The 22,993-nt window shown below is 53.6% G+C and carries 17 protein-coding genes; 8 read left to right on the top strand and 9 right to left on the bottom strand.

Going from position 1 to position 22,993, the window contains the following annotated elements; genetic code table 11:
* The first annotated feature begins 83 nt into the window (after positions 1 to 83).
* Positions 84 to 851, top strand: coding sequence for a tetratricopeptide repeat protein (locus tag QN359_RS07890; protein ID WP_323493565.1), 768 nt, complete (start codon positions 84 to 86; stop codon positions 849 to 851).
* A 14-nt stretch (positions 852 to 865) separates the two neighbouring features.
* Here QN359_RS07890 and QN359_RS07885 read toward each other — a convergent pair whose 3' ends face one another.
* The 3 genes from QN359_RS07885 to metH all read right to left on the bottom strand — a co-directional run bounded on the left by QN359_RS07885 (position 866) and on the right by metH (position 8,471).
* Positions 866 to 3,286 (bottom strand): EAL and GGDEF domain-containing protein, encoded by a 2,421-nt coding sequence (locus QN359_RS07885; protein ID WP_322250324.1) that lies wholly within the window; start codon positions 3,284 to 3,286, stop codon positions 866 to 868.
* On the bottom strand, positions 3,283 to 4,569 hold the full coding sequence (locus QN359_RS07880) for an HD-GYP domain-containing protein (RefSeq protein ID WP_322250325.1): 1,287 nt from the start codon (positions 4,567 to 4,569) through the stop codon (positions 3,283 to 3,285). The genes QN359_RS07885 and QN359_RS07880 overlap by 4 nt, the downstream gene beginning before the upstream one ends.
* A 164-nt stretch (positions 4,570 to 4,733) precedes the next feature.
* Complete coding sequence (metH, locus tag QN359_RS07875; protein ID WP_322250326.1) at positions 4,734 to 8,471, bottom strand: methionine synthase; 3,738 nt, start codon at positions 8,469 to 8,471, stop codon at positions 4,734 to 4,736.
* Between metH and QN359_RS07870 the strand changes: the two genes are divergently transcribed.
* The gene (locus tag QN359_RS07870; protein ID WP_322250327.1) at positions 8,470 to 8,796 is read left to right on the top strand and encodes a hypothetical protein; all 327 of its coding nucleotides are present in this window, start codon (positions 8,470 to 8,472) and stop codon (positions 8,794 to 8,796) included. The two genes, metH and QN359_RS07870, sit on opposite strands and share 2 nt — an antisense overlap.
* 14 nt (positions 8,797 to 8,810) lie before the next feature.
* Here the strand turns inward: QN359_RS07870 and QN359_RS07865 are convergent, their stop codons facing one another.
* Positions 8,811 to 9,767 (bottom strand): TerC family protein, encoded by a 957-nt coding sequence (locus QN359_RS07865; RefSeq protein ID WP_322250328.1) that lies wholly within the window; start codon positions 9,765 to 9,767, stop codon positions 8,811 to 8,813.
* 3 nt (positions 9,768 to 9,770) lie between these two features.
* Entirely contained in the window at positions 9,771 to 10,457 is a 687-nt protein-coding gene (locus QN359_RS07860) for a Bax inhibitor-1/YccA family protein (RefSeq protein ID WP_322250329.1), read from the bottom strand.
* 150 nt (positions 10,458 to 10,607) lie between these two features.
* Here QN359_RS07860 and nhaR point away from each other — a divergent pair, with 150 nt between their 5' ends.
* On the top strand, positions 10,608 to 11,507 hold the full coding sequence (gene nhaR / locus QN359_RS07855) for a transcriptional activator NhaR (RefSeq protein WP_322250330.1): 900 nt from the start codon (positions 10,608 to 10,610) through the stop codon (positions 11,505 to 11,507).
* Between the two features lie 44 nt (positions 11,508 to 11,551).
* Here nhaR and QN359_RS07850 read toward each other — a convergent pair whose 3' ends face one another.
* From QN359_RS07850 to def, 4 genes are all read right to left on the bottom strand, one after another.
* Positions 11,552 to 12,124 (bottom strand): FlgO family outer membrane protein, encoded by a 573-nt coding sequence (locus tag QN359_RS07850; RefSeq protein ID WP_322250331.1) that lies wholly within the window; start codon positions 12,122 to 12,124, stop codon positions 11,552 to 11,554.
* Between the two features lie 2 nt (positions 12,125 to 12,126).
* Positions 12,127 to 12,798: a hypothetical protein gene (locus QN359_RS07845; protein WP_322250332.1), complete on the bottom strand. Its 672-nt coding sequence runs from the start codon at positions 12,796 to 12,798 to the stop codon at positions 12,127 to 12,129.
* A gap of 206 nt (positions 12,799 to 13,004) precedes the next feature.
* Complete coding sequence (gene fmt, locus QN359_RS07840) at positions 13,005 to 13,970, bottom strand: methionyl-tRNA formyltransferase (RefSeq protein ID WP_322250333.1); 966 nt, start codon at positions 13,968 to 13,970, stop codon at positions 13,005 to 13,007.
* Positions 13,967 to 14,494: a peptide deformylase gene (def, locus tag QN359_RS07835; protein WP_322250334.1), complete on the bottom strand. Its 528-nt coding sequence runs from the start codon at positions 14,492 to 14,494 to the stop codon at positions 13,967 to 13,969. The genes fmt and def overlap by 4 nt, the downstream gene beginning before the upstream one ends.
* 160 nt (positions 14,495 to 14,654) lie before the next feature.
* Between def and QN359_RS07830 the strand changes: the two genes are divergently transcribed.
* From QN359_RS07830 to QN359_RS07810, 5 genes are all read left to right on the top strand, one after another.
* Positions 14,655 to 15,785 (top strand): LysM peptidoglycan-binding domain-containing protein, encoded by a 1,131-nt coding sequence (locus QN359_RS07830; RefSeq protein WP_322250335.1) that lies wholly within the window; start codon positions 14,655 to 14,657, stop codon positions 15,783 to 15,785.
* A gap of 20 nt (positions 15,786 to 15,805) precedes the next feature.
* Positions 15,806 to 16,900 carry a DNA-processing protein DprA gene (dprA, locus tag QN359_RS07825; protein WP_322250336.1) on the top strand — a complete coding sequence of 365 codons (1,095 nt, stop codon included), beginning with the start codon at positions 15,806 to 15,808 and terminating at the stop codon, positions 16,898 to 16,900.
* Between the two features lie 77 nt (positions 16,901 to 16,977).
* Positions 16,978 to 17,442, top strand: coding sequence for a DUF494 domain-containing protein (locus tag QN359_RS07820; protein ID WP_322250337.1), 465 nt, complete (start codon positions 16,978 to 16,980; stop codon positions 17,440 to 17,442).
* Positions 17,443 to 17,612: 170 nt separating this feature from the next.
* Complete coding sequence (locus tag QN359_RS07815; protein ID WP_322250338.1) at positions 17,613 to 20,258, top strand: DNA topoisomerase III; 2,646 nt, start codon at positions 17,613 to 17,615, stop codon at positions 20,256 to 20,258.
* 86 nt (positions 20,259 to 20,344) lie between these two features.
* Positions 20,345 to 22,849: a DUF1631 family protein gene (locus QN359_RS07810; RefSeq protein WP_322250339.1), complete on the top strand. Its 2,505-nt coding sequence runs from the start codon at positions 20,345 to 20,347 to the stop codon at positions 22,847 to 22,849.
* Positions 22,850 to 22,993: the final 144 nt, after the last annotated feature.

Below are 22,993 nucleotides of genomic sequence, written 5' to 3'. Positions count from 1 at the left end.
CGTTACCTTTTTACGCAATAAGGAAATATGTTTTTCTTTAATTTGAACGTACCATCAATTTACCTCACATGCCGTGAAAGAAAATGATGAAAAAATTGCGCCATCTGTTTTTAGCCCTCGGCATTCTGGCATCATGTGCCAGCGCCCTCGGTGATGATGACTTTGATGATGATGACAATGAGGTACAACGTTGGGCTTTACTCGGTGACCGGCAAGCGCAGAATACCTTGGCGCTGGCCTATCTCAACGGCGACTTCGGTTATCCAGATCTCGGCCAAGCGCAGTTATGGTTTGCCCGCGCTGCCGAGCAGGGACATCCGGGTGCGGCTACCAACCTCGGTTTGCTGTATTTGAGCGGAGAACTGGAAGCGAGCGATGATGCCTATGCGCTGAACTTGCTGACCGCAGCGGCACAACATGATTTTTCTCCGGCACAGTTGGTGCTCGGGACCTTGTACGAAGCCGGGCGCCATGTGCCACAAGACTACGCGCAAGCGCGTTCTTGGTACCAAGCCGCGGCCGCGCACGGTAACTCGGCGGCCCAATACCATCTCGGGATGTTGTACTGCGACGGTCATGGGGTGCCAAAAGACGATGTGCAAGCAGTGCAATGGTGGGCGCTGGCAGCCGAGCAGAATTCCGCTGCCGCCCAATTTCAGTTGGGCCGCCATTATCTTTACGGCAGTGGGGTGCGCAAAGATGTGTTTCAGGCTTACGGATTATTAATCCAAGCGAGCATGAATGTCGGTAGAAAATCGATCGACAGTCGCGATTTGGTCAGCGCCGATCTGACGGTAGAACAACTGACCGATATTCAAGAACTCAGTCGCAACTGGCCAGCCAAATCCTGATCGCAAGCTGCCGCTCAATGCAGCTCGTTCGGCTGCTGCACAGTGAGAAAGCGCGCGGTAAACTGTTCAGCCGGCAGGGCTGCAGCAAACAAATACCCTTGCATCTCGTCGCACTGCACGGCGCACAAGGAAGATTTCTGCTCCTCCGTTTCCACTCCTTCGGCGATCACCTGCAATTTCAGTGCATGTGCCAGATGCACGATGGCCGTGACGATGGCCATATCGTTTTCATCGGTGGCTAAATCATTGACAAAGGAGCGATCGATTTTGAGCTTGTGAATCGGAAAGCGCTTCAGATAGCTGAGACTCGAATAGCCTGTACCGAAGTCGTCGATAGCCAGTTTAACCCCGAGTGCGGCCAGTGCTTCCAACTTTTTCAGAGTTTCTTCGGCATCACGAATGAGCACTGATTCAGTCAATTCCAGTTCTATCGCCGCCGCCGTAACTTGATGTTCGATCAAGGCGCTGGCAACACTGTCGACGAAATTACTTTGTTGGAATTGCAGCGCTGAGACATTGAAGCCGACCCGCAGATGGTAGCCGGCGCGCTGCCATGCGGCGGCTTGGCGCAGAGCCGTCTGCATGACCCATTTACCGATAGGAACAATGAGCCCCGATTCTTCGGCGATGGGGATGAAGCGCGCCGGACTGATCTCGCCGAGTTCTTTATCATGCCAGCGCAACAGCGCCTCGACACCGAAAATTTTTCCGCTCGCCAGATCGACCTGGGCTTGGTAATGCAAGCGAAACAGTTGGTTTTCCAGCGCCCCACGCATCGCTTGATCGAGCTTCATGCGCGACAGCAGACCGACATTCATCTGCCGTTGATAAAAACGGAAGTCGGCCCGGCCGTGCTCCTTGGTATGGTACATCGCGCTGTCAGCGTTTTTAATCAGATCAGCCATATTGCTACCATCCTCAGGATACAAGGCCACGCCTATGCTGGCGGTGATGGTGAACTGCATGCCATCGAGGGTAATCGCTTGGCCCAAGGCTGCCAGCACACGTTTGGCACAGATTTCGGCACCCTCGGCATTGGCTTCATGCAGCAACAGCACAAATTCATCGCCACCGAGACGGGCGGCGGTATCGACCACACGTATGCAGCGTTTCAGCCGTTCGCTCACTTCCAGCAGCACGCGGTCACCGAAGGGATGGCCGAGCGAATCATTGATTTGCTTGAAATGATCGAGATCGAGAAACAACAAAGCAAAACACGCATTCTTACGGCTGGCAAGGGAGATCGCTTGTTGGATTCGTTCGCTCAGCAATAAGCGGTTCGGTAAGCCGGTCAGCACATCGGAAAAAGCCAGTTCTTTGATGCGTTGGCTGGCGGTGTGATTTTCCGTTCTATCCTTAAGAAAGCCGATGTAATGCAGCGTATTTCCTGCTTCATCGACGACCCGCACCAGCGTGACCATGCTCAGATAAGCTTGGCCATCTTGGCGGTGGTTCCATAGTTCGCCTTCCCAATGCCCGGCGCATTCCAATTGCTGCAGCATCTGTGTGATCAGATCGGCGTTGTTGGCATCGACAAAGAAAGTTCTCGGGGTTTTTCCTTGCACATCGCTTTCCGCATAACCGGAAATTTTTGCAAAACTGGGGTTGGTAGTAACGATGTGTTGATCGGCATCGGTGATGAAAATCGCATCGGTACTGGCCTCGAACACCTTGGCTGCCAACTGCAAGCGCGCCTCATCGGTGAGCCGACGGGTGATGTCACGATACGAAAAAACCCGGCCGATCGGGCGTCCGCGTGCCATATGCGGCATGCTCACCCGTTCGAGTATGGTTCCCGATTGCAGCACCAGCATATCGGTGGTTTCTACCAAGGGCGAACGCAAGATCATTTCCAGGCGCTCGGTGTAATGGACTTGGTCGATGAGGCAGCGATCCATCCAAGCATAGATGCCGGCATCATCGCGTTGCGTCATCAAATGATCGGGCAAGCCCCACAGTTCGGCGAACAAATGGTTATAGCTGCGTATGCTGCCGTCGAGTGTGGTCACGAGGATGCCGTCAGCGGTTGATTCCAGCGTCGCCCGTAATTCGGCGATCAGCATTTCCAGTTCGTTTTCTACCTTGTGTTGGCCGCTCTGATCGCGGATCGCCACCACGAACACCGGATGGTCGCTACCGATCTGCACCAGGCTGACGCGCCGTTCGACCTGTAAGATCACGTTATTGGCAGCGCGCAACACGGTTTCCGAATAAATATCGTGCGACAGCCCGGCCCGCACTTCTTCCCAAAAAAACACATCTTCCGGGGCCGCCGCCAAATCGACGATGGCGCTGCCGATCAGGCTCGCGCTATCTTGTTGCAGCAACTGATGCGCTGCGCGGTTGGCCGATACCACCCGCAGTTGTTCGGTATCGACCAACAGCACAGCTTCGAGCATACCCTCGATCAAGGCTTGTAATGGGTGTGAGTTCATACCCCGCCTTCGAGCAGCGTCAGGCTGCCGGCATCGACACCGCGTTCGAAAAAATAGCACAAGCGCTTGCGCGGCGATAAATAATCGTAAGCGGCTCGCGGTAATTGCAACGGTTTCAGGCTGCGTCGTATCCCCAACTGCGGTTCGCGTTCCAAATACATCAGCAAGGCATCCTCGCGCGGTACGGCCGGGTCATGCACGATTACCACCGGCTTGAGCGGTCGGGTGGCATTCACCGACATCACCATCGCATAGCGCTCATCTGTAAGTTGCACCAAGGAGCCAGGTGGGTAGACCCCCATCATGCGTATGAATGCCGTGAGCATGGGCAGATCAAAACGCGTCTTATGCTGGGCGAAAATCTGCGCCAAGGCTTCGTGCGGAGTGACCGCCAGCGCCGGATTGGTCGGATTGCACAAATTATCGTAGTGGTTAACCAAGGAAACAATCCGGCTCAGCGGCACCATCTTTTCGCCGCTGACACCGGCTGGATAACCGCTGGCATCGACATGTTCATGGTGTTGGGCGATCAGCAGCACCACATTCGGTGGCAGTTGCATCTTGCGCGCCAAATTCACACCTTGCACTACGTGGGTGCGGTAGAGTTGTTTTTCCGCTGAACTGAAGTGCTCATCGAACCAGCGTAAGCGGTCGGGCAAGTCAATTTTACCGATGTCATGCAGCATGGCACCTATGCCGAGATCAAACATTTCACTTTTTGACAAGCCTAAAGTCTTTCCCAGCAAGAGGGAAATCACCGTGACATTGATGGCGTGTAGAGAATTTTTTTCGCCGCCTTTTTCCGACAAGACGCGAATTGCTGCCTCATCCTCGTTGAGTAACTGTGCCAGAAATCCCTGTATCAGTTGCTCCGCGGCTTGCTTGGCGTGTTCCGGTTGAGCGTGGACTTGATCGCTGACTTGTCGAAAGCCCGAGGCGGCGTGGCTGAATTGCCGTTCGCACACTTGTAAGCTGGCCGCTTGCTCCGCCAGCAGCGTACGGCGCTGTTGTGCGGCCAATTGGACGGCGCTGGGCGGATTGGCGGCCTTCGGCACGACCGCTGGCAAGCTGACCATGGCTGGCTCTACTGTCACACTGCTTTTGGCCGGCGCATAACGCAGGCGCGTCAGGCCAAGACTGCGAATCGTGGCAATTTGCTCGGCGTTGCTGATTTTAAAGTTACTAGATGGAAACGGGTGCTCGAGCCAACTGATATCGAGATAGATAAACATTCCTATCTTCAATTCCGCCGGTTCGATGAACAGTGTGGAAATATCAGTCATGAGGTCGCCGTTAAGATGAAAAATAGCTAACTATTATGTTTAGCATTTTACAACTGAAAAAGCGAATTTTTTTCGCGCCAGCGACCCATTATTGTGCAAAAAACTAGAAAAAAAGACTCGCCCGACAACATGGTTACCAGGCAAGTTTCACCGCAGAAAATGCCTTACAAATTCGGTGCCAGCCAGCGCTCGACCTCCTCTTTACTCACGTCGCGGCGACGCGCCATATCGCTGACTTGATCGGCACCGATTTTACCGACGCTGAAATATTTCGACTGCGGGTGCGCAAAATAAAAACCCGATACGGCAGCACCAGGAATCATGGCCCACGACTCGGTAATCTGCATATCAATATCGGAACATTGCATTTGCGCAAACATAGCAGTTTTCACCGTATGCTCAGGACACGCCGGGTAGCCTGGGGCCGGGCGAATACCGCGGTAGGCTTCGGCAATCAATTCACTGTTGCCCAGTGTTTCTGCCGCGTCATACCCCCACAAATCCTGACGCACTCGTTGGTGCAAGTATTCGGCAAAGGCTTCCGCGAGGCGATCGGCCAGTGATTTGAGCATGATACTGCTGTAATCATCGTGCGCCGCTTCGAAACGCTGTTCATACTTTTCTATGCCCAGACCGGCCGTGACCGCGAACATGCCTATATAGTCGGCAATGCCGCTAGCTTTCGGCGCAATGAAGTCAGACAAGCACTGATTCGGCCGTGCCACGCCATCGATGATCGGTTTCTCGGTTTGCTGGCGCAGGCCGTAATAGGTCAGGGCAACTTGGCTGCGGCTGTCATCGGTATAAATCTCGATGTCATCCTCATTGACGGTATTGGCTGGCAGCAAGCTGATCACGCCATTTGCCGTCAGCCAGCGCCCGGCGATGATTTTTGCCAGCATCACCTGAGCTTCGGCAAATACCTTGCTGGCAGCCTCACCGACCACTTCATCAGTGAGAATGGCTGGATAAGGCCCGGCCAAATCCCAAGTTTGAAAGAACGGACCCCAGTCGATGTACTGGGCGATCACGCCGAGGTCGACATTTTTAAACAAACGGCGGCCGATGAATTTCGGTTTGACCGGTGTCGCATCGCCATCGAAGCGTAACTGCATTTTGTTGGCGCGCGCCTGTGCCAGGGTCAGCAGCGGCGTGGTTTTTTTATTCGCATGGGCGACGCGGATGCGTTCGTAATCGCTACCCAGATCAGCGATATATTGATCGCGGCTTTCCGGCGTGAGCAGTGACTGTGCCACCGATACCGAGCGCGAGGCATCGGCCACATACACCACCGGACCTTCGTAATTCGGTGCGATTTTCACCGCAGTATGCGCGCGGCTGGTAGTGGCACCGCCGATCAACAAAGGAATTTTCAGCATGCGGAAATGCGGATCGCGTTGCATTTCTTTGGCGACGTAAGCCATTTCTTCCAGCGACGGCGTGATCAGCCCCGACAAGCCGATGATGTCGGCATTTTCCGCCTTGGCGCGCGCCAGAATTTCCGAGCACGGCACCATCACACCCATATTCACGACTTCAAAATTATTACACTGCAACACCACCGTGACGATATTCTTACCGATATCATGCACATCACCCTTGACCGTGGCGATGACGATCTTACCCTTGGCCTTGGTATCACCACTGCGGCGTTTTTCTTCTTCGATGAACGGCACCAGATGGGCCACCGCCTGCTTCATCACACGCGCTGATTTCACCACCTGCGGCAGAAACATCTTGCCCTGTCCGAACAGATCACCGACGATATTCATGCCATCCATCAGCGGACCTTCGATCACCTGTATCGGCCGACCGCCCTGCCCCATGATTTCTTGGCGCGCTTCTTCGGTATCCTCGACAATCCACGTCGTGATGCCATGCACCATCGCATGCGCCAAACGTTTGCCGACTGGCTCGCCGCGCCATTCCAGCGTCGCTTCTTCTTTTTTTCCGCCGGCTTTCAAGGTGGCGGCAATTTCTATCATGCGCTCGGTGGCGTCGTCGCGGCGGTTCAGCACCACATCTTCGACCCGCTCGCGCAGTTCCGCGCTCAGTTCGCTGTAGACCCCGACCATACCGGCATTGACGATGCCCATGGTCATGCCGGCCTGAATCGCATGGTAGAGAAACACCGTATGGATTGCTTCGCGCGCCGGGTCATTGCCGCGGAACGAAAAGCTGACATTCGACACACCACCGCTGATTTTTGCGCCTGGCAGATTATGCCGAATCCAGCGCGTCGCCTCGATGAAATCGACGGCGTAATTATTATGTTCTTCGATACCAGTCGCCACCGCGAAAATATTCGGATCGAAAATAATATCCTGCGGATCAAAATCGAGGCTATCGATGAGCAAATGATAAGCGCGGGCACAAATCTCGATTTTGCGTTGATAGGTATCAGCCTGACCTTGTTCATCGAAGGCCATCACAATCACCGCGGCACCGTAGCGTTTGCATAAGCGCGCTTGACGCAAAAACTCAGCTTCGCCTTCCTTCATCGAAATCGAGTTGACGATGGCCTTACCCTGAACGCATTTGAGACCGGCTTCGATCACGCTCCACTTTGAGGAATCGATCATCAGCGGCACGCGTGCGATATCGGGTTCGGAAGCGATCAAATGCAGAAAGCGCGTCATCGCGGCGAGCGAATCGAGCATCGCCTCATCCATATTGATATCGATAACTTGGGCACCGTTTTCGACCTGCTGACGCGCCACCGCCAAAGCCTCATCATATTGTTCGTTGAGAATCAGCCGCGCGAACGCTTTCGAACCGGTGACATTGGTACGTTCACCGACATTGACGAACAAAGAACTTTGATCGACCGTAAACGGTTCCAGGCCCGACAAACGCAAGGCCGGCGCAACGCTCGGCAAAGTCCGTGGGCTTTGCGTTTGCAACAGATTGGCGATGGCTTCGATGTGCGCAGGTGTGGTACCGCAGCAGCCGCCGGCAATATTGATGAAACCGGCTTGGGCAAACTCGAGCAACAAGGCCGAGGTATCGGCCGGCAATTCATCGAAACCGGTATCGCTCATCGGATTGGGCAAACCGGCATTGGGATAAATACACACAAAGGTGTCGGCGATGCTCGAGAGTTCTTGTGCGTACGGCCGCATCAAGGCAGCACCGAGGGCGCAATTCAAACCGATAGTCAGCGGCTTGGCATGCCGTACAGAATTCCAAAATGCCGGCACCGTTTGGCCCGACAAAATACGTCCCGAGGCATCGGTGACGGTACCGGAAATCATGATCGGCAAAGTCTGGCCACTCTCTTCGAAAAACGCATCGATCGCAAACAAGGCGGCTTTACAGTTGAGCGTGTCGAACACGGTTTCCACCAATAATACATCGGCACCACCCTCGACCAGTGCGCGGGTTTGTTCCAGATAGGCCGCGACGAGTTGATCGAAGCTGACATTGCGTGCCGCCGGGTCGTTGACGTCCGGTGAAATCGATGCCGTTTTCGGCGTCGGTCCGAGTGCGCCGGCGACGAAGCGCGGTTTATCGGCACTGCTGTATTTGTCACAAGCCGCGCGCGCGATGCGCGCCGCTTGCAGATTCATTTCATAGGCCAACTGCGGCATATGATAATCATCCTGCGCCACCGTAGTGGCACCGAAGGTATTGGTTTCGATCAGATCGGCACCGGCGGCCAGGTATTGTTCGTGGATTTCTTGAATAATCTGCGGTTGTGTCAGCGTCAGCAGTTCATTATTCCCTTTGACGAATAATTCTTTGCCCGTCACGGCATAGTCTTTGAAACGCTCGCCGCGGTAGTCGGCTTCGCTCAAATGGTAGCGCTGTATCATGGTGCCCATCGCGCCATCGAGGATCAGTATGCGTTCTTGCAAAATCTTGCGCAAACGGGTTTCGGTGGCATTGGCAATTTTGATCATGATCTACACTCGCTTGAACAAGGATGGCCAGTCGCGCCGCACGACTAATAGCAATCCTAATAACAAAAAACCCGATCGGCTCATGCATACTGGCGGATCGGGCAACATCCTTTTAGCAGCATTTATAAGGCGCCCGCAATCTGAATCTCAAATCGGCGCAATCAGGCGTAAATTATACGTCAAATCAAGGGCTTGGGTCGTCGGCTGCGAGCTTTGGCCGTATTTCCCTTATACATTGTGGTTAGATCGATATGCGGCAAGCGCCTGGCCGCTGACGAAAAAAGAGCCTATCTCTATTGCCAGAGATAGGCCCAAAGGGAACTGAAACCAAGCGAATGATCAGTGTTTGCCGCCGCGAGTGGCAAACAGACTGGCCAAGATAGAGCCACCGAGTATGATGCCGATGACTAACAAAGAAATATTGGTCGGGATATGCATTTGTTCAACGATAAGCATCTTGATACCGACGAACATGAGTACGAAAGCCAAGCCGAATTTCAGCAAATGGAAGCGGTCTGCCATGTCGGCCAGCAGGAAATACAAAGCGCGCAAACCCATGATGGCAAAAATATTCGAAGTGAAGACGATGAAAGGGTCGGTCGTCACCGCAAAAATAGCCGGAATCGAATCGACTGCAAAGACCACATCCGAGACTTCAATGAGCAGTAACACCAACAACAGTGGCGTGAAAAAACGCTTGCCATTGATTTTGACGCTGAACTTTTCTTCATGAAACTCTTTGGTGAACGGTAGTAATTTTTTTGCCAGACGCAAAACCGGATTGGCTTCGAGATCAGGCTTGTGCTCGGCCGAGACCAGCATACGAAAGCCGGTGATGACGAGGAATATACCGAACAGATACAAGACCCAAGCAAATTGCGTGACCACCCAACTGCCAGCGAGAATCATGATGATGCGCATGACGATGGCACCGACCACGCCGTACAGCAAGACCTTACGCTGATATTGCACGGGGACAGAAAAATGGCCGAAGATCAGCAGAAACACGAATACATTGTCGATCGACAGCGATTTTTCAATCACATAACCGGTCAAAAATTCCATCGCTTTGATGCTGGCAAATTCACGGCCCACGGTTTCCGACAGATACAGCCATAAACCGAGGTCAAACAACAAGGCCAGACTGACCCAAACCAGCGACCAAGCAGCGGCTTCGCGGATACTGACCTTGTGGGCGCGCGAGCCGCCCAGTGCCAACACGTCGATGGCCAACATGCCGAGCACAAAGGCGATAAAAACAGCCCACATCCAGGGCTGTGCGATGGAATGCAACATGAATCAGTCTCTTTCTACGAAGCCAAGCAACTGCAGCAGGCTGGTGAACAGATTGAAAATTGTCACATACAGACTGACGGTCGCCATGATGTAATTGGTTTCGCCACCATTGATGATGTTGCTGGTTTCAAACAAAATCATACCTGACATCAGCAATACCATCACGGCCGAGATCGTCAGCGACAAGGCGGGGATTTGGAAGAAAATCGCGCCCAGACTGGCGACCAAGGCGACGATCATACCGATCATCAAAAAGCCGCCGATAAAGCTGAAATCACGTTTGCTGATCAGCACGTAGGCCGACAAACCGAAGAAAATCAAGCCAGTCATCGCCATCGCCGTCATCACGATACCTGTACCGCCCGGCATACCCAAATAACGCGTCAGGATAGGACCGAGCGAATAGCCCATGAAACCGGTCAAGGCGAAGACGGCACCGATGCCCCAAGCGCTGTTACGCAATTTGGTGGTGGCGAACAACAGACCGAAGTAGCCGACCAAGGTCAAGATCATGCCCGGACCCGGAATCGCGAAGGCGATCGTGGCAGCGGCCGTCATGGCGGAAAATAATAAAGTGATTGATAGCAACATGTAGGTATTGCGCAAAACCTTATGGCTGGCGCTGGCGCTACTGTCGGTAAAATCAACGGTTTGCACACCCTGTGCAGGGGAACGACTGGAAATTCGCATGCTTTTCTCCTGAAATATTGAAGACACGGAGTCTCTATATCCGCGCTTCACCCTCTCAACAGAAGGTAGGCACAGTGTAGGAGTAAGTGGTTTGAAATAAAAGTCGAATATAATTGAATAATACTTCGTAAAAACCGATGGGTCTCCACTATGTCCGGCTTGAACTATAAGCATTTGTACTATTTCTGGATGGTTGCCAAAGCAGGTAGCATCGCTCGTGCCAGTGAGCAATTGCACCTGACCCCGCAAACCATCAGCGGTCAACTCAGCTTATTTGAAGCCGTACAAGGCGAAGCCTTGTTTCGCAAACTGGGCCGCAATCTGGAATTGACCGAAGCGGGCCGTTTAGTCCTCAGTTATGCCGAAGATATTTTTGCACTGGGTCAAGAGCTGGAAGAAGTACTGCATCACCGTCCGACCGAGCGCACGGTACAACTGCGCGTCGGCGTCTCCGATGCCTTACCGAAAACCGTGGCCTACCAATTGCTGGAACCGGCCTTGAAGTTGCCACAAACCTTGAGAATCAACTGTCGTGAGGGTAAGTTGGAAAGCTTGCTGGCTGAATTAGGCATGCACAAACTCGATGTCGTGCTGTCTGACAGTGCCTTGCCAGCCCATGTTACCTTACGCGGTTACAGCCACTTGCTGGCCGAATCGGGCGTGAGTTTTTTTGCCACCGCAGCCGTGCGCGGTCACGGTGACTTGGCTTTTCCACAATGCTTGGACGCTGCGCCCTTTCTGTTGCCAGGAGAAGATGCCGCTATGCGTGCGCGCCTATTGCAATGGTTTGACGAACAGGGTTTGCACCCGCGCATAGCCGGTGAATTCGATGACAGTGCCCTTATGAGCGCTTTCGGCCAAGCCGGGGCCGGCATGTTTGCGGCCCCCAGCATGATCGCCGACATCATCATGCGCCAGTACGCGGTGGAATTGATCGGCCAAACTGAACAGATACGCGAACAGTTTTACGCCATTTCGGTACAGCGTAAGCTGACCCATCCGGCAGTATTGGCTATCAGCAAGGCGGCACAACAAAAAAGCCATGCTTGAGAGCTAATACTCTCAGGCATGGCTTGTTCTGATCCTGCAGCCGATTAACGGCGGCCCAACAAAGACTTGACGGTCCTATCCATAGGCACGGCGTAATCGTAGGTACTCAAGACGATGTTATCGCCGGGGCGGATCAGTTTCAAGTTTACAAACACCAGCTTTTCACTTTCCGCATAGGTGCCGACGATCACCGCTTGGGCGCTGTGATCTTGAGCAACTTCGCGGATTTCACGCGTCAGCAGTAATTCGCCGACATTTTGTTTCATGAACACTTTGTCACGAAACTTCATCTCTACCATTTGATAGCCGGCGTGAGAAAATTGCCCTGAGACTTGTTCCGCAACGATACGGCCGAAAGTCGAGGATTCTTCCAGCGCGTTGATATTGACCAAGGTTGCGACGATCAGCGGCCGGGTTTTGTCGATTTCACTGCCAGCCGCGCGAATCAAGGCCAGCGCCGCGCGTTGATTGGTCGGAATGAATTCGTTGGTTTCGGCTTCCTTCCAGCTCAGGGCGGTCGCACTGGTGGTCACCGTGCTGCCGGAGGAAAAACTACCGAGACTGCTACAGCCGGAAAATATCAGGGTGCAGGCCAACAGCGGAAGAATCTTTTTCATGATTATTTGCTCCCTACGATTTTGAATGTGAAGTCACGGTCTTTTTTATACAGCGATGAATCGGCGTCGCTGATGTAATACGCATCGGTGCGACGTGCTACATACTGCGCATTTTTTATCAATGAGGTGGTGACGATCAATTCGTAGCGTGGCGTGCGTCCGCTGGCATATTCCTGATTGACCCAATTGTGCCAGTCACTGGCACCGGCCACTGCCAAGCCACCAACAGCCAATGCGGCCGTTGTCGACAGTTCATGTAATGCAGCAATACCAACGCCGATGATGGTCAGGCTGGTGAATTGACGGTTCTGATCGCGGTCATTGCGGAATTCCAGCAACTGCGTATCGATATCGACCACTTGTACCGTGCTGTCTTGAGTGCGGCGGACCGTCACTCCTTGCTCGACTAAGGAAGTGATCAACTGTTCATAAAATACCTGCGTAAACTTACTGTGCGCTGCCGGTGGCGTAACATACACCGGGGCACCGATTTTATCGGTGCCGGCTTTGATTTGCGTAGCCACATCTTTGGCGATTAACAGCCAGTGTGCAGAGGCTTGCAGTTTGTTTTGCGTGGTGGTGGGAAAGTTTCCGGTAAGCGGTGTCTCGCTGTATTGAGTGGCGCATCCCGCCAGCATCATAGCTGCAACAGCCATAGGAATTAATTTCTTCATGCGCTTACTTTCGTATTTTCAGAGTGGATGACTGATACACAACACAGGCCGGGCTGGCCGATTCTATGGCGTAGAATACAACAAGTTTTTATCATCCAAAAAGAAATTACTTACAATCAACAGTTAAATCGGCAAGTTTTCCTAAAATCAATTATGGCATAACAAAAAACGACACCGAAGTGTCGTTTTTTTGTTTATAAGAACATTTAAATTTGATTCAACAGCATGCCCGGACTGAGTTGATAACCCTGCAAAAACTCTGCCGCCGGCAAGCGTTTGCCCCCAGGTTTTTGTAACTCTGTCAATTGCAATATGCCGCTGCCGCAAGCGATGCGTATGCCCTCTTGTGCCGACGCACTCAGCACTTGTCCCGCTAAAGCGCTGCCGGTCTCGCCTGGCAGTGCGACAGCAGCCCAAATTTTAATATTGTTGCCGGCACACTGAGCGTGGGTACCGGGGAAGGGAAAGAAGGCGCGAATTTTACGTGCCAGCACTTCGGCTGGCTGGTGGAAATCCAAAGCCGCCTCTTCTTTGCTGATTTTTGAAGCATAGCAAACGCCCTCAAGCGGCTGTGGCGTCGCCAGCAATGGTGCCTGTTTAAGTTGCTGTAACGCGCTGACGATCATGCGCGCACCGAGCGCCGCCAACTGATCGTGCAGCATACCGGTGGTGCTGTCGGCCGTAATCGGAATGGCTTGTTTGAGCAGCATGGCACCGGTATCGAGTCCCTCATCCATTTGCATGATCGTGATGCCGGTTTCGGTATCGCCGGCTTCAATGGCGCGGTGTATCGGTGCTGCGCCCCGCCAGCGCGGCAACAAGGAGCCATGAATATTGAGGCAACCGCGTGGTGCGATCGTCAGCACCGAGGCCGGTAAAATCAGGCCATACGCTGCCACCACCATGACCGCATGCTCAGTGGCGTGCAGCAACTCGTGGGCCGCTGCCGCTTCGTGCGGATACTTGCCGTCCAGCCGCAGCGAGCTGGGTTGGGCGACAGGAATTCCGTGTCGCACGGCAAATTGTTTCACCGCCGAGGCATGCAACTGCATGCCGCGGCCGGCCGGCCGGTCCGGTTGCGTGAGCACCAAGGGAATCTCAAACCCCGCCGCATGCACAGCCGCCAGTGCCGTTGCTGCAAATTCAGGCGTCCCGGCGAAAATGACTTTCATCGACGCCCCGGCGCTTTGCGTTGCTCTTCGCGTTCTTCTTTGAGCATCTTGGTTTTGATGCGCGTGCGTTTGAGTGGTGACAGGTATTCGACGAAAACTTTGCCGAGCAAGTGATCCATTTCGTGTTGAATACAGACCGCCAGCAAACCATCGGCTTGCAATTCAAACGGCTGACCATGGGCATCAAGTGCCTTCACGCGCACTTCCGACGGTCGTTCGACGCCGTCATACACGCCCGGCACCGACAGGCAACCTTCGTCATAGACGGAGAGCGTTGGACTGGCCCAGATGATTTCAGGGTTGATCATTACCAACAGCGCATCATTGCTTTCTGAAATATCGATGACGACCAGTTGCTCATGGACATCAACTTGTGACGCTGCCAAGCCTACGCCTGGGGCGTCGTACATGGTTTCTGCCATATCGGCGATGAGCTGTTGCAGCCGTTTATCAAAGACTGTTATCGGTTTAGCAATTTTATGCAGCCGAGGATCAGGGTAACGCAGGATATTTAATATAGACATAAGACATTTCACAACAAACCGAGTGGGCCATTGCGTGGTTTTTCTTGCTAGTTCAAGGATTTATGGGCAGAATTTGATTCAATTTGGCAATTTTTGCAAGCCTTAGCCTGCAGGTTTGCCCTATTTGCTGTCTCGCAGCATCTCGCATCGGAAAATATTCATGAAAAAGTTTAGCACAATCGCCGCCATCCTCGTTGCTGGTCTTCCTTTTGCTACGCAAATTTCCACCGCTGCGCCGGCTGATGCGAGTATTGCTCGGGCGCAAACAGTGGCGCGCGGCAGTCAATGTAGCTTTTTAGTCGATGCACCAGATAAGCATGTCGTCGTTGCCGGTGACACCTTGTGGGGTATTTCCTCCACCTTTCTCAACAATGCTTGGTGTTGGCCGCAAGTGTGGGGCATGAACAAAGCCGATATTCGTAACCCTCACTGGATTTACCCAGGCCAGATCGTCTACTTTGACCGCGTCAATCAGCGTTTGCGCTTGGCCAACGGTTCTGGCAGCGGCGAGCTCGGTGGCGCACCGGTCAGTGTCAAACTCACCCCGCACTCGCGCGTGCAAGGTTTGGGCGTCAATGCCATCACCTCGATTCCCGCCTCGGTGATTGAACCCTTCCTGTCGCAGCCGGTGGTGGTGGAAAGCGAGACCTTGGCGCGCACCCCACGCATCATCGCCGCGGTCGAAGGGCGCGTCAGCTTGGCTCAAGGCGAGAAAGCTTATGTACGCGGTGAATTGGATGGCGGCACTTCATTTCAAGTGTTTCGTCCCGGCGTGGCGCTGAAAGATCCCGACACTGACCAAGTGATCGGCTACGAAGCAGCGTTCGTCGGCACCGTCAAGCTCACGCGCACGGCCGAAGATGCTGAGGATGTCCAAAGCGATGTCCATACCTTTACCGTGGTCAGTTCCAAAGAAGAAATGTCGGCCGGCGACCGTTTGCTGCCCGTGCCGCCTTCCCCTATCATCAGCTATGTGCCGCACCCGCCGTCTGACAACTTGCGCGCGCGTGTGGTGAGTGTGTACGGCGGCGTGTCGGTGGCCGGGCAAAATCAAATCATCACCATCAACCGCGGCAGCGAACATGGCGTCGATCTGGGCACGGTATTGAGCTTGCATCGTCACGGTGAAACCATCAAGGATCACACCGATGATAATCGCCTCGTCAAATTACCCGATGAAGTTTATGGCAATGTCTTCATTTTCCGCGTGTTTGATCATATTTCTTATGGCTTGATCATGCAGGTGACGAATTTTGTTAAAGTAGGAGACGTCGCGGCATCGCCGCAGTAAGCCTATCGAGGAGCCGGGCGGTGTTGCCGGATTTTTTTTTCTGGTTGAAGCTGGAACAAACGCCGGGAGTCGGCGCGGCGACTGCGCGTCAATTACTTCAAACCTTCGGCTTGCCAGCGGCGCTGTTTGAGGCCCGCTTTGAATCGCTGGAGCAAGTGGTCGGTAGCAAGCTGGCCGCGGCGCTGCAGCAAGCACCATCGCCAGCTTTGCTGGCGCTGACCGCCAGCACCGAGCGTTGGTGCGATGCTCCCGGGCACAGCATCATGAGCCTGGCCGATGCCGATTACCCGCCGGCCTTACTGGCCATCCCCGACCCACCCTTACTACTGTATATTCAAGGCCAACGTGCCTTGCTCAGTTCTGCCGGCATTGGTGTCGTCGGCAGTCGCCATGCCAGTGTGCAAGGGCGGCGCGATGCTGAACAGTTCGCCACCGCCTTAAGCCATGCCGGCCTGACCATCACCTCCGGGCTGGCCAGCGGTATTGATGGCGCGGCCCATCAAGCAGCTTTGCGTGCCAGTGGTGCCACCATTGCCGTCGTCGGCAGCGGTGCTGATATCGTCTATCCGGCCAGCCATCGTCGTTTGGCCAGCGAGATTGCCGAGCGCGGTGCCATCGTCAGTCAATACAGCCTCGGCACGCCCCCACAGGCGGCCAATTTCCCACGCCGTAACCGGCTCATCTCCGGCTTGTCGCAAGCGATTTTGGTCATCGAAGCGGCGGCCCAGTCGGGTTCCTTGATCACGGCCAGAATGGCTCTTGAGCAAGGTCGCGATGTGTTCGCCGTGCCGGGCTCGATCCACTCGCCCTTGGCCAAGGGCTGCCATCAGTTGATTAAACAGGGGGCCAAGTTGGTCGAATCGGTGGCCGATATTTTGGAAGAATTACCGCCGCATTTCCATGCGCCGCCGGCGCGCCAACAAGCAGCGCTGCCCCTGCTCGACGCTGCCGGCGATCAACTGCTGGCCCTGCTCAGTCACCAGCCGATCAGCCTTGACGCCTTGGTCCAAGCCAGCGCGCTGAGTTTGGCCGAGCTGCATGCCCACTTGCTGGAACTGGAACTGGCCGGCATGATCGAATCCTTACCCGGCCTGCGCTTTCGTCGGCTCGCTTGAAGTGCATTTGTATTAATTGCTGACTATATTGCACCGCGGGACTTGTTGGAAACGAAGGGAGCGGATAAAGTAGGGCCATGTTTGATATCCTTGTTTACCTATACGAAACCTATTACCGTCCCGATGCCTGTCCGGATACGGCGGCCTTGGTTAAAAAATTGTCTGCCGTCGGTTTTCCCGAAGATGATATTTCAGAAGCGCTGACCTGGCTCACCGGCTTGGCCATGACGGGAGCACCATCGCAGCCGCCGGCTTTGCCATCGAGCGGCTTTCGGGTGTATGCGCAAATCGAAATGTCCGCCTTGGGTACGGCTGCCGTCGGCTTCATTCAATTTCTTGAATCTGCCGGCCTCTTGACTTCCCTTCAGCGTGAAATCGTGATCGAACGGGCCTTGGCCGTCAACGAGTCACCGTTGCCGCTCGATAAACTCCGCATCATCGTGTTAATGATGCTTTGGAGCCAAGGTAGCGAGCCCGATATGCTGATGTTTGATGAATTACTGTTGTCAGATGACGACAATGAACCACGTCTTTTGCATTAATCATTTCAATATTCCAAGACTTCTGACATAAATCGCGGGCTAACAGCGTTTTTTCCGCTGTCATATCCATCGTTGCGCGCTAATTTAGGTTAGGCTTACGCTTATTTTGCGAAAAATGTTGCACGTTAGACATTATTCGTTTGCACAGAAAACCATTCGAGAACCAAGAAATGACAAAAACGCTCATCATTGCCGAAAAACCCTCAGTCGCTGCCGACATCGCTAAAGCGTTGGGAGGTTTCACCAAGCATGATGATTATTTTGAATCGGACGACTATGTCTTGTCGTCGGCGGTCGGTCATTTGCTCGAAATCATGGTTCCGGAAGAGTACGATGTCAAACGTGGCAAATGGAGCTTCGCCCACTTACCCATGATTCCGCCCTACTTCGCACTCAATCCGATTGCCAAGACGGAAACACGGCTCAAGGTCTTGACCAAATTGATCAAACGCAAAGACGTCAGTGCCCTGATCAATGCCTGCGATGCCGGGCGTGAAGGGGAATTGATCTTTCGCTTGATTGCGCAACATGCAAAAGCCAAACAATCGGTACAACGCCTGTGGTTGCAATCGATGACGCCGGGTGCGATACGTGACGGCTTCCAAAAACTGCGCAGCGATGAAGACATGTTGCCATTGGCCGACGCCGCACGTTGTCGTTCCGAATCCGATTGGTTGATTGGTATCAATGGTACCCGTGCCATGACGGCCTTCAATTCGAAAGAAGGCGGCTTTTACCTGACCACGGTTGGTCGTGTGCAAACCCCGACCCTTTCCATCGTCGTCGAGCGCGAAGAAAAGATCAAAAAATTCGTCTCGCGTGATTTTTGGGAAGTGCGTGCCGAATTTGTTTGCGCTGCCGGGATTTATGAAGGCCGCTGGCTCGACCCGCAATTCAAAAAAGATGAACACGATCCAGAAAAACGCGCCGAACGCTTATGGAGCAAATTAGCGGCCGAATCGATCGTGGCCGCTTGCCGGGGACGACAAGGTAATGTATCGGAAGAATCGAAACCAGCCAGCCAAATCGCCCCAGCCTTGTTTGACTTGACCAGTTTGCAACGCGAAGCCAACTCGAAATTCGGTTTTTCAGCCAAAAACACCCTTGGTTTGGCGCAAGCGCTGTATGAAAAACATAAAGTACTGACCTATCCGCGTACCGATTCGCGCCATTTGCCGGAAGATTACCTTGATACCGTCAAGCAAACGCTTTCCACCGTGGCGGAAAACAATAATTACTACCAATTTGCCGCGCAAATTTTGAACAATAACTGGGTCAAGCTGAATAAACGCATTTTCGACAACAGCAAGATCAGTGATCACTTTGCGATCATTCCTACTGGCCAAGCGCCGAAGAACTTGTCGGAACCGGAACAAAAGCTGTATGACTTGGTCACGCGCCGCTTCTTGGCCGTATTCTTCCCCGCCGCCGAATTCCAAGTCACTACCCGCATTACCGAGGTAACTGGCCATCAGTTCAAAACTGAAGGCAAGGTCATGACCAATGCCGGTTGGTTGGCCATTTATGGTAAAGAAGCTCTGGAAGAAAAAGATACCGAAGGCAAAGGCACCTTGGTGGCTGTTGCGAAAGGCGAAAAAGTATTGGCCGATACGGTGGCCGCTCATGGCTTGGTCACCAAACCGCCGGCTCGCTATAGCGAAGCAACCTTATTGTCGGCCATGGAAGGCGCCGGCAAACTGGTGGACGACGGCGACTTGCGCGAAGCAATGGCTGGCAAAGGTTTAGGTACACCGGCCACGCGCGCAGCCATCATCGAAGGCTTGCTGACGGAACGTTATTTGTTGCGCGAAGGCCGGGAAATGATGCCGACCGCGAAAGCCTTTCAATTAATGACCTTGCTGCGCGGCTTAGGTGTCGATGAATTGACTTCGCCGGAACTGACCGGCGAATGGGAGTACAAACTCTCGCAAATGGAAAAAGGCAAAATCAGTCGCGAAGAATTCATGCGCGAAATTGCACAGATGACACAAATCATCGTCAAGCGCGCCAAAGAGTACGACAATGACACGATCCCAGGCGATTATGCGACCCTGCATACGCCTTGCCCGCATTGTGGTGCCATCGTCAAAGAAAATTATCGTCGTTTCGCCTGTACTAAATGCGATTTTTCCATGAGCAAGACGCCTGGCAGTCGCCAGTTTGAAGTCGCTGAAGTCGAAGAATTGCTGAGCAAGCGAGAAATCGGCCCATTACAAGGTTTCCGCTCAAAAATGGGGCGTCCATTTGCCGCTATTTTGAAAATTGTTGCCGACACCGAGCACAATAATTTGAAGTTGGAATTTGACTTCGGTCAAAACCAAGATGAGGGCGAGGATGGCGAAGGCGTCGATTTCACCGGTCAAACCGTGTTAGGCCCTTGCCCGAAATGTGCCGCCGGCGTGTATGAAATGGGCCTGTCGTATGTGTGCGAAAAAAGCATGGCCAAGCCCAAGGCTTGTGATTTCCGTAGCGGTCGCATCATTCTGCAGCAAGAGATATTGCCGGAGCAAATGGTCAAATTACTGGTCGATGGTAAAACTGATTTATTGCCAGGTTTTGTTTCACAACGCACACGCCGACCGTTCAAGGCATTTCTGGTTCGCGGTAAAGATGGTAAAGTCAGTTTCGAGTTTGAAGAACGTAAGGCCAAAGCTCCGGCTGCCGGTAAAGCGAAGGCTGTCGCTGAGGGCGACGCCGTGGCCGTGACGGATAAAGCAGTGGCAGCCAAAAAGGCACCGGCCGTCAAAAAAGCAAGCGCTGTTAAAAAAGTACCGGCCGTGAAAAAAGCCGCACCGCGTAAAACGAAAGCCGACTGAGGCTAGCGCTTTGCGGCCACCCGACCGGACGGCGGCAGTCCGAGTACTGAGTGATGTCGTCGTCTGTGCGTTGATTGAGGAAGAATATGGAGTCGGAAGAAGTACTCTCGTCTGCACGTTTGGTCTTTTTAAACGCATTCCAAGATGCGCTGCAAACCCTCGTCCCTCAGGCGATAGAAGCACTGTTCGGTAAGGCAAGTGCCAGCAATTCGAGCGCGGAACAAGCCGATATCGCGCAAGCCCGCGCCTTGCTGCAAGAGCAACGCGGACCCTTGATGCAAGCACTGAGCAACACCATGGCACAACTGCTCGCCATCAGCGTGGTCAATTGCTATAGCAGCTATCGGCCGCGCAGCAGTAGCAATCTGGCCGAAGACATGAGCTTGCTCGACTCTAGCGCGTTCGAAAGCTCGCTGCTTTCAAACAATGCGACGAATTTATTTCGTAACGCCGCCGGCCAGCAATTAATCGATGTCAACCTGCGGATTGCCGTCTTATTCAAGCAAGACGACATCTGCGAACGAGAAAATCCATTTCGTCCTTACTTAATTGCTCGCTGTATCACGCTCGCAGTACAAGAGTTGCACGTCACAGCGTCGCTCAGCCGCATCTTGATGCAGCAAATTTGCGACATCATTAAAAACCATCTGGTAGATTTATACCGTGAGTTGAATACCGAGCTGGCGAAATCCGGCTTAGCGGCACACCTGACACTGAAAATCAATAAAACCCCCGAACATATTGTCTACCGCGCCGGTATGCCAGCCTTACAGGCGACACCACTCCCACCGCATGTGATCACAGCGGCGGCCGAACAAGGCGGGTTCCCCTCCTTGATGCTCAAGCCCGCCTTAAGCATCGTGCAATGGCTCGCCGAGCTACGCGCGCGCACCGGCTTACGCTGTGCCGCCTCTGCCGAGGTGGATGAAACGCAGAGCATGCCGCTCACTTGGCTAGACGGCGTCGATGCGCTCGGCGACGTGTTGCGCCACGCCTTCGGGGATGACACAACGGTGAGTTGGGAGAGCAAGGCCAGAGCGCGGCCACCGCGCTTGAATTCTGATAGTGTGAGCAAGCCCGGCGGCCAGTATCTGTCGAGCGTGCGCGAATTGATTGTGCAGTTACAATTGGCGCATGCTGCCTCGCCGCTAGCGCAGGGGGCGAAATTCTCCTTTTCCGGCCTCGATTTTGTCGTCATCGCCGGGCAAATTCACCGTTTCCTGATTCCCGACAGCAGCGCCATGCAAAACGGCCGCGGTGAATTACGTAATTTGGTATACGAGCGGCGCGAAGCATTACAGCACTTGGCGCGCAATGCCGAGCAACAGATGTGTATCGATATCGTCATTGCGCTGTTTGAAAGCATCTTGACCGACGCCCTGCTGCCGCTGAATTTACGCCTGCAGTTGGCGAAAAGCCAGTTTCTGATATTACAACTGGCCTTGAGCGACCACAGTTTCTTGAAGACGCCCAGCCATCCGGCGCGCCAGTTGATTAATCGTATCGCTTCAACCGCTCTCGGACTCAAGTACCAAGATGCTGCAAGGCAGTTGTTTGAAGACGAATTGGCACGTGTTTTCAAAACCTTGGCGCGCCATGACTGCAGCATACCGGGCTTGTTTGAACGTATACATAATCGTTTTGATACCTTTGTCTCGCGCGAACTGCGGATACAAGACAAATCGGTCAGACGTGCCGTGAAACTGATAGAAGAAGCGCAAATCCGCTACAGCCAGTTCGAGCAAGCCTCACGCAGCATGCAAGCGGCGCTCAGCGGCTTGACGATTGCGCCGCAATTTCAAGCTTTTTTGGAAGGGGAATGGATACGCGCCATTAACCTGGCCGCGCGTTTTGACCACGACTTGGCCAAACGCTTCCGTTCCTTTGTGGCCGATGTGGTGTGGAGTATAGATCCCAAGCATAACAGCACAGAACAACAAGCACTACGCGACTTGACGCCGCAGTTATTTGCCGACTTGCAACTTGGCATGGATTTATTGAAATGGAATCGCTTCAAGCAAAATGCCTTATCGAGTTGGCTGACTGATGCGCACAGTCGCGCCATGAAAGTGAACGAGCAGGTCGCGCACGGCAGCACGCTGCTGGAAATGCATGCCACCTTCAAGGAATTCGTCGAGCAACCGGCTTTGGTGATGTCGGAAGTCGCAACGGCCGACAAGTTCGCTGAAGTTCTGCCCTATCTTTTGAGCTTATTAGAAGAATCCGGCTTAGTCGTTGAACTCATCAGTGACGAGCTCGCAGCGAAGAGCGTGATTCCCTCGCCGCAGCCGGCACACGCCGCTGTGAACTTGCAGTTACTGCGCGAACGCCTTATCAGTGGCATCGCCTTTGAGATGAGTAATGATAAGGGTAGTCAAGCGCCGCTGCGTCGCGGCTGTGTGCAATGGTGCGATCTGGCGATGAATACCATGGTGCTGAGTTTTCAAGGGCAAGCTGAACCGGCCATCATTTCGACCGAACACTTTTGTCGGCGCACACAGGATGGCAGCATCCGCTTGGCAGAACAGGCGCCGGCATTCGAGCGCGCCATCCATGCCTTATTAAAAACCGCCGACCTGGTCGACCGCTGATTTACCAATTCATATAAATTATTTACCCTACCTACTTGCGCTACCCGCCTGCGCTTGCTATAGTCCGACTCCCGCTGACGAGTGCAGCGAGATAGCAACAAGGCAAGCGTCTTACCCCGGCAATGTTTGAATAAAACGGCGTCA

Origin of the sequence: Undibacterium sp. 5I2 (genome assembly GCF_035019605.1) — a bacterium.
GTDB lineage: Bacteria > Pseudomonadota > Gammaproteobacteria > Burkholderiales > Burkholderiaceae_D > Undibacterium.
The sequence above is the reverse complement of the archived record's forward strand: the minus strand, read 5'-3'. Positions and strand labels throughout refer to the sequence as shown.

Coding starts and splice junctions, on each gene's coding strand:
- QN359_RS07890 (WP_323493565.1), top strand. CDS start 84: ATGATGAAAAAATTGCGCCATCTGTTTTTAGCCCTCGGCATTCTGGCA.
- QN359_RS07885 (WP_322250324.1), bottom strand. CDS start 3,286: ATGAACTCACACCCATTACAAGCCTTGATCGAGGGTATGCTCGAAGCT.
- QN359_RS07880 (WP_322250325.1), bottom strand. CDS start 4,569: ATGACTGATATTTCCACACTGTTCATCGAACCGGCGGAATTGAAGATA.
- QN359_RS07870 (WP_322250327.1), top strand. CDS start 8,470: ATGATCTACACTCGCTTGAACAAGGATGGCCAGTCGCGCCGCACGACT.
- metH (WP_322250326.1), bottom strand. CDS start 8,471: ATGATCAAAATTGCCAATGCCACCGAAACCCGTTTGCGCAAGATTTTG.
- QN359_RS07865 (WP_322250328.1), bottom strand. CDS start 9,767: ATGTTGCATTCCATCGCACAGCCCTGGATGTGGGCTGTTTTTATCGCC.
- QN359_RS07860 (WP_322250329.1), bottom strand. CDS start 10,457: ATGCGAATTTCCAGTCGTTCCCCTGCACAGGGTGTGCAAACCGTTGAT.
- nhaR (WP_322250330.1), top strand. CDS start 10,608: ATGTCCGGCTTGAACTATAAGCATTTGTACTATTTCTGGATGGTTGCC.
- QN359_RS07850 (WP_322250331.1), bottom strand. CDS start 12,124: ATGAAAAAGATTCTTCCGCTGTTGGCCTGCACCCTGATATTTTCCGGC.
- QN359_RS07845 (WP_322250332.1), bottom strand. CDS start 12,798: ATGAAGAAATTAATTCCTATGGCTGTTGCAGCTATGATGCTGGCGGGA.
- fmt (WP_322250333.1), bottom strand. CDS start 13,970: ATGAAAGTCATTTTCGCCGGGACGCCTGAATTTGCAGCAACGGCACTG.
- def (WP_322250334.1), bottom strand. CDS start 14,494: ATGTCTATATTAAATATCCTGCGTTACCCTGATCCTCGGCTGCATAAA.
- QN359_RS07830 (WP_322250335.1), top strand. CDS start 14,655: ATGAAAAAGTTTAGCACAATCGCCGCCATCCTCGTTGCTGGTCTTCCT.
- QN359_RS07820 (WP_322250337.1), top strand. CDS start 16,978: ATGTTTGATATCCTTGTTTACCTATACGAAACCTATTACCGTCCCGAT.
- QN359_RS07815 (WP_322250338.1), top strand. CDS start 17,613: ATGACAAAAACGCTCATCATTGCCGAAAAACCCTCAGTCGCTGCCGAC.
- QN359_RS07810 (WP_322250339.1), top strand. CDS start 20,345: ATGGAGTCGGAAGAAGTACTCTCGTCTGCACGTTTGGTCTTTTTAAAC.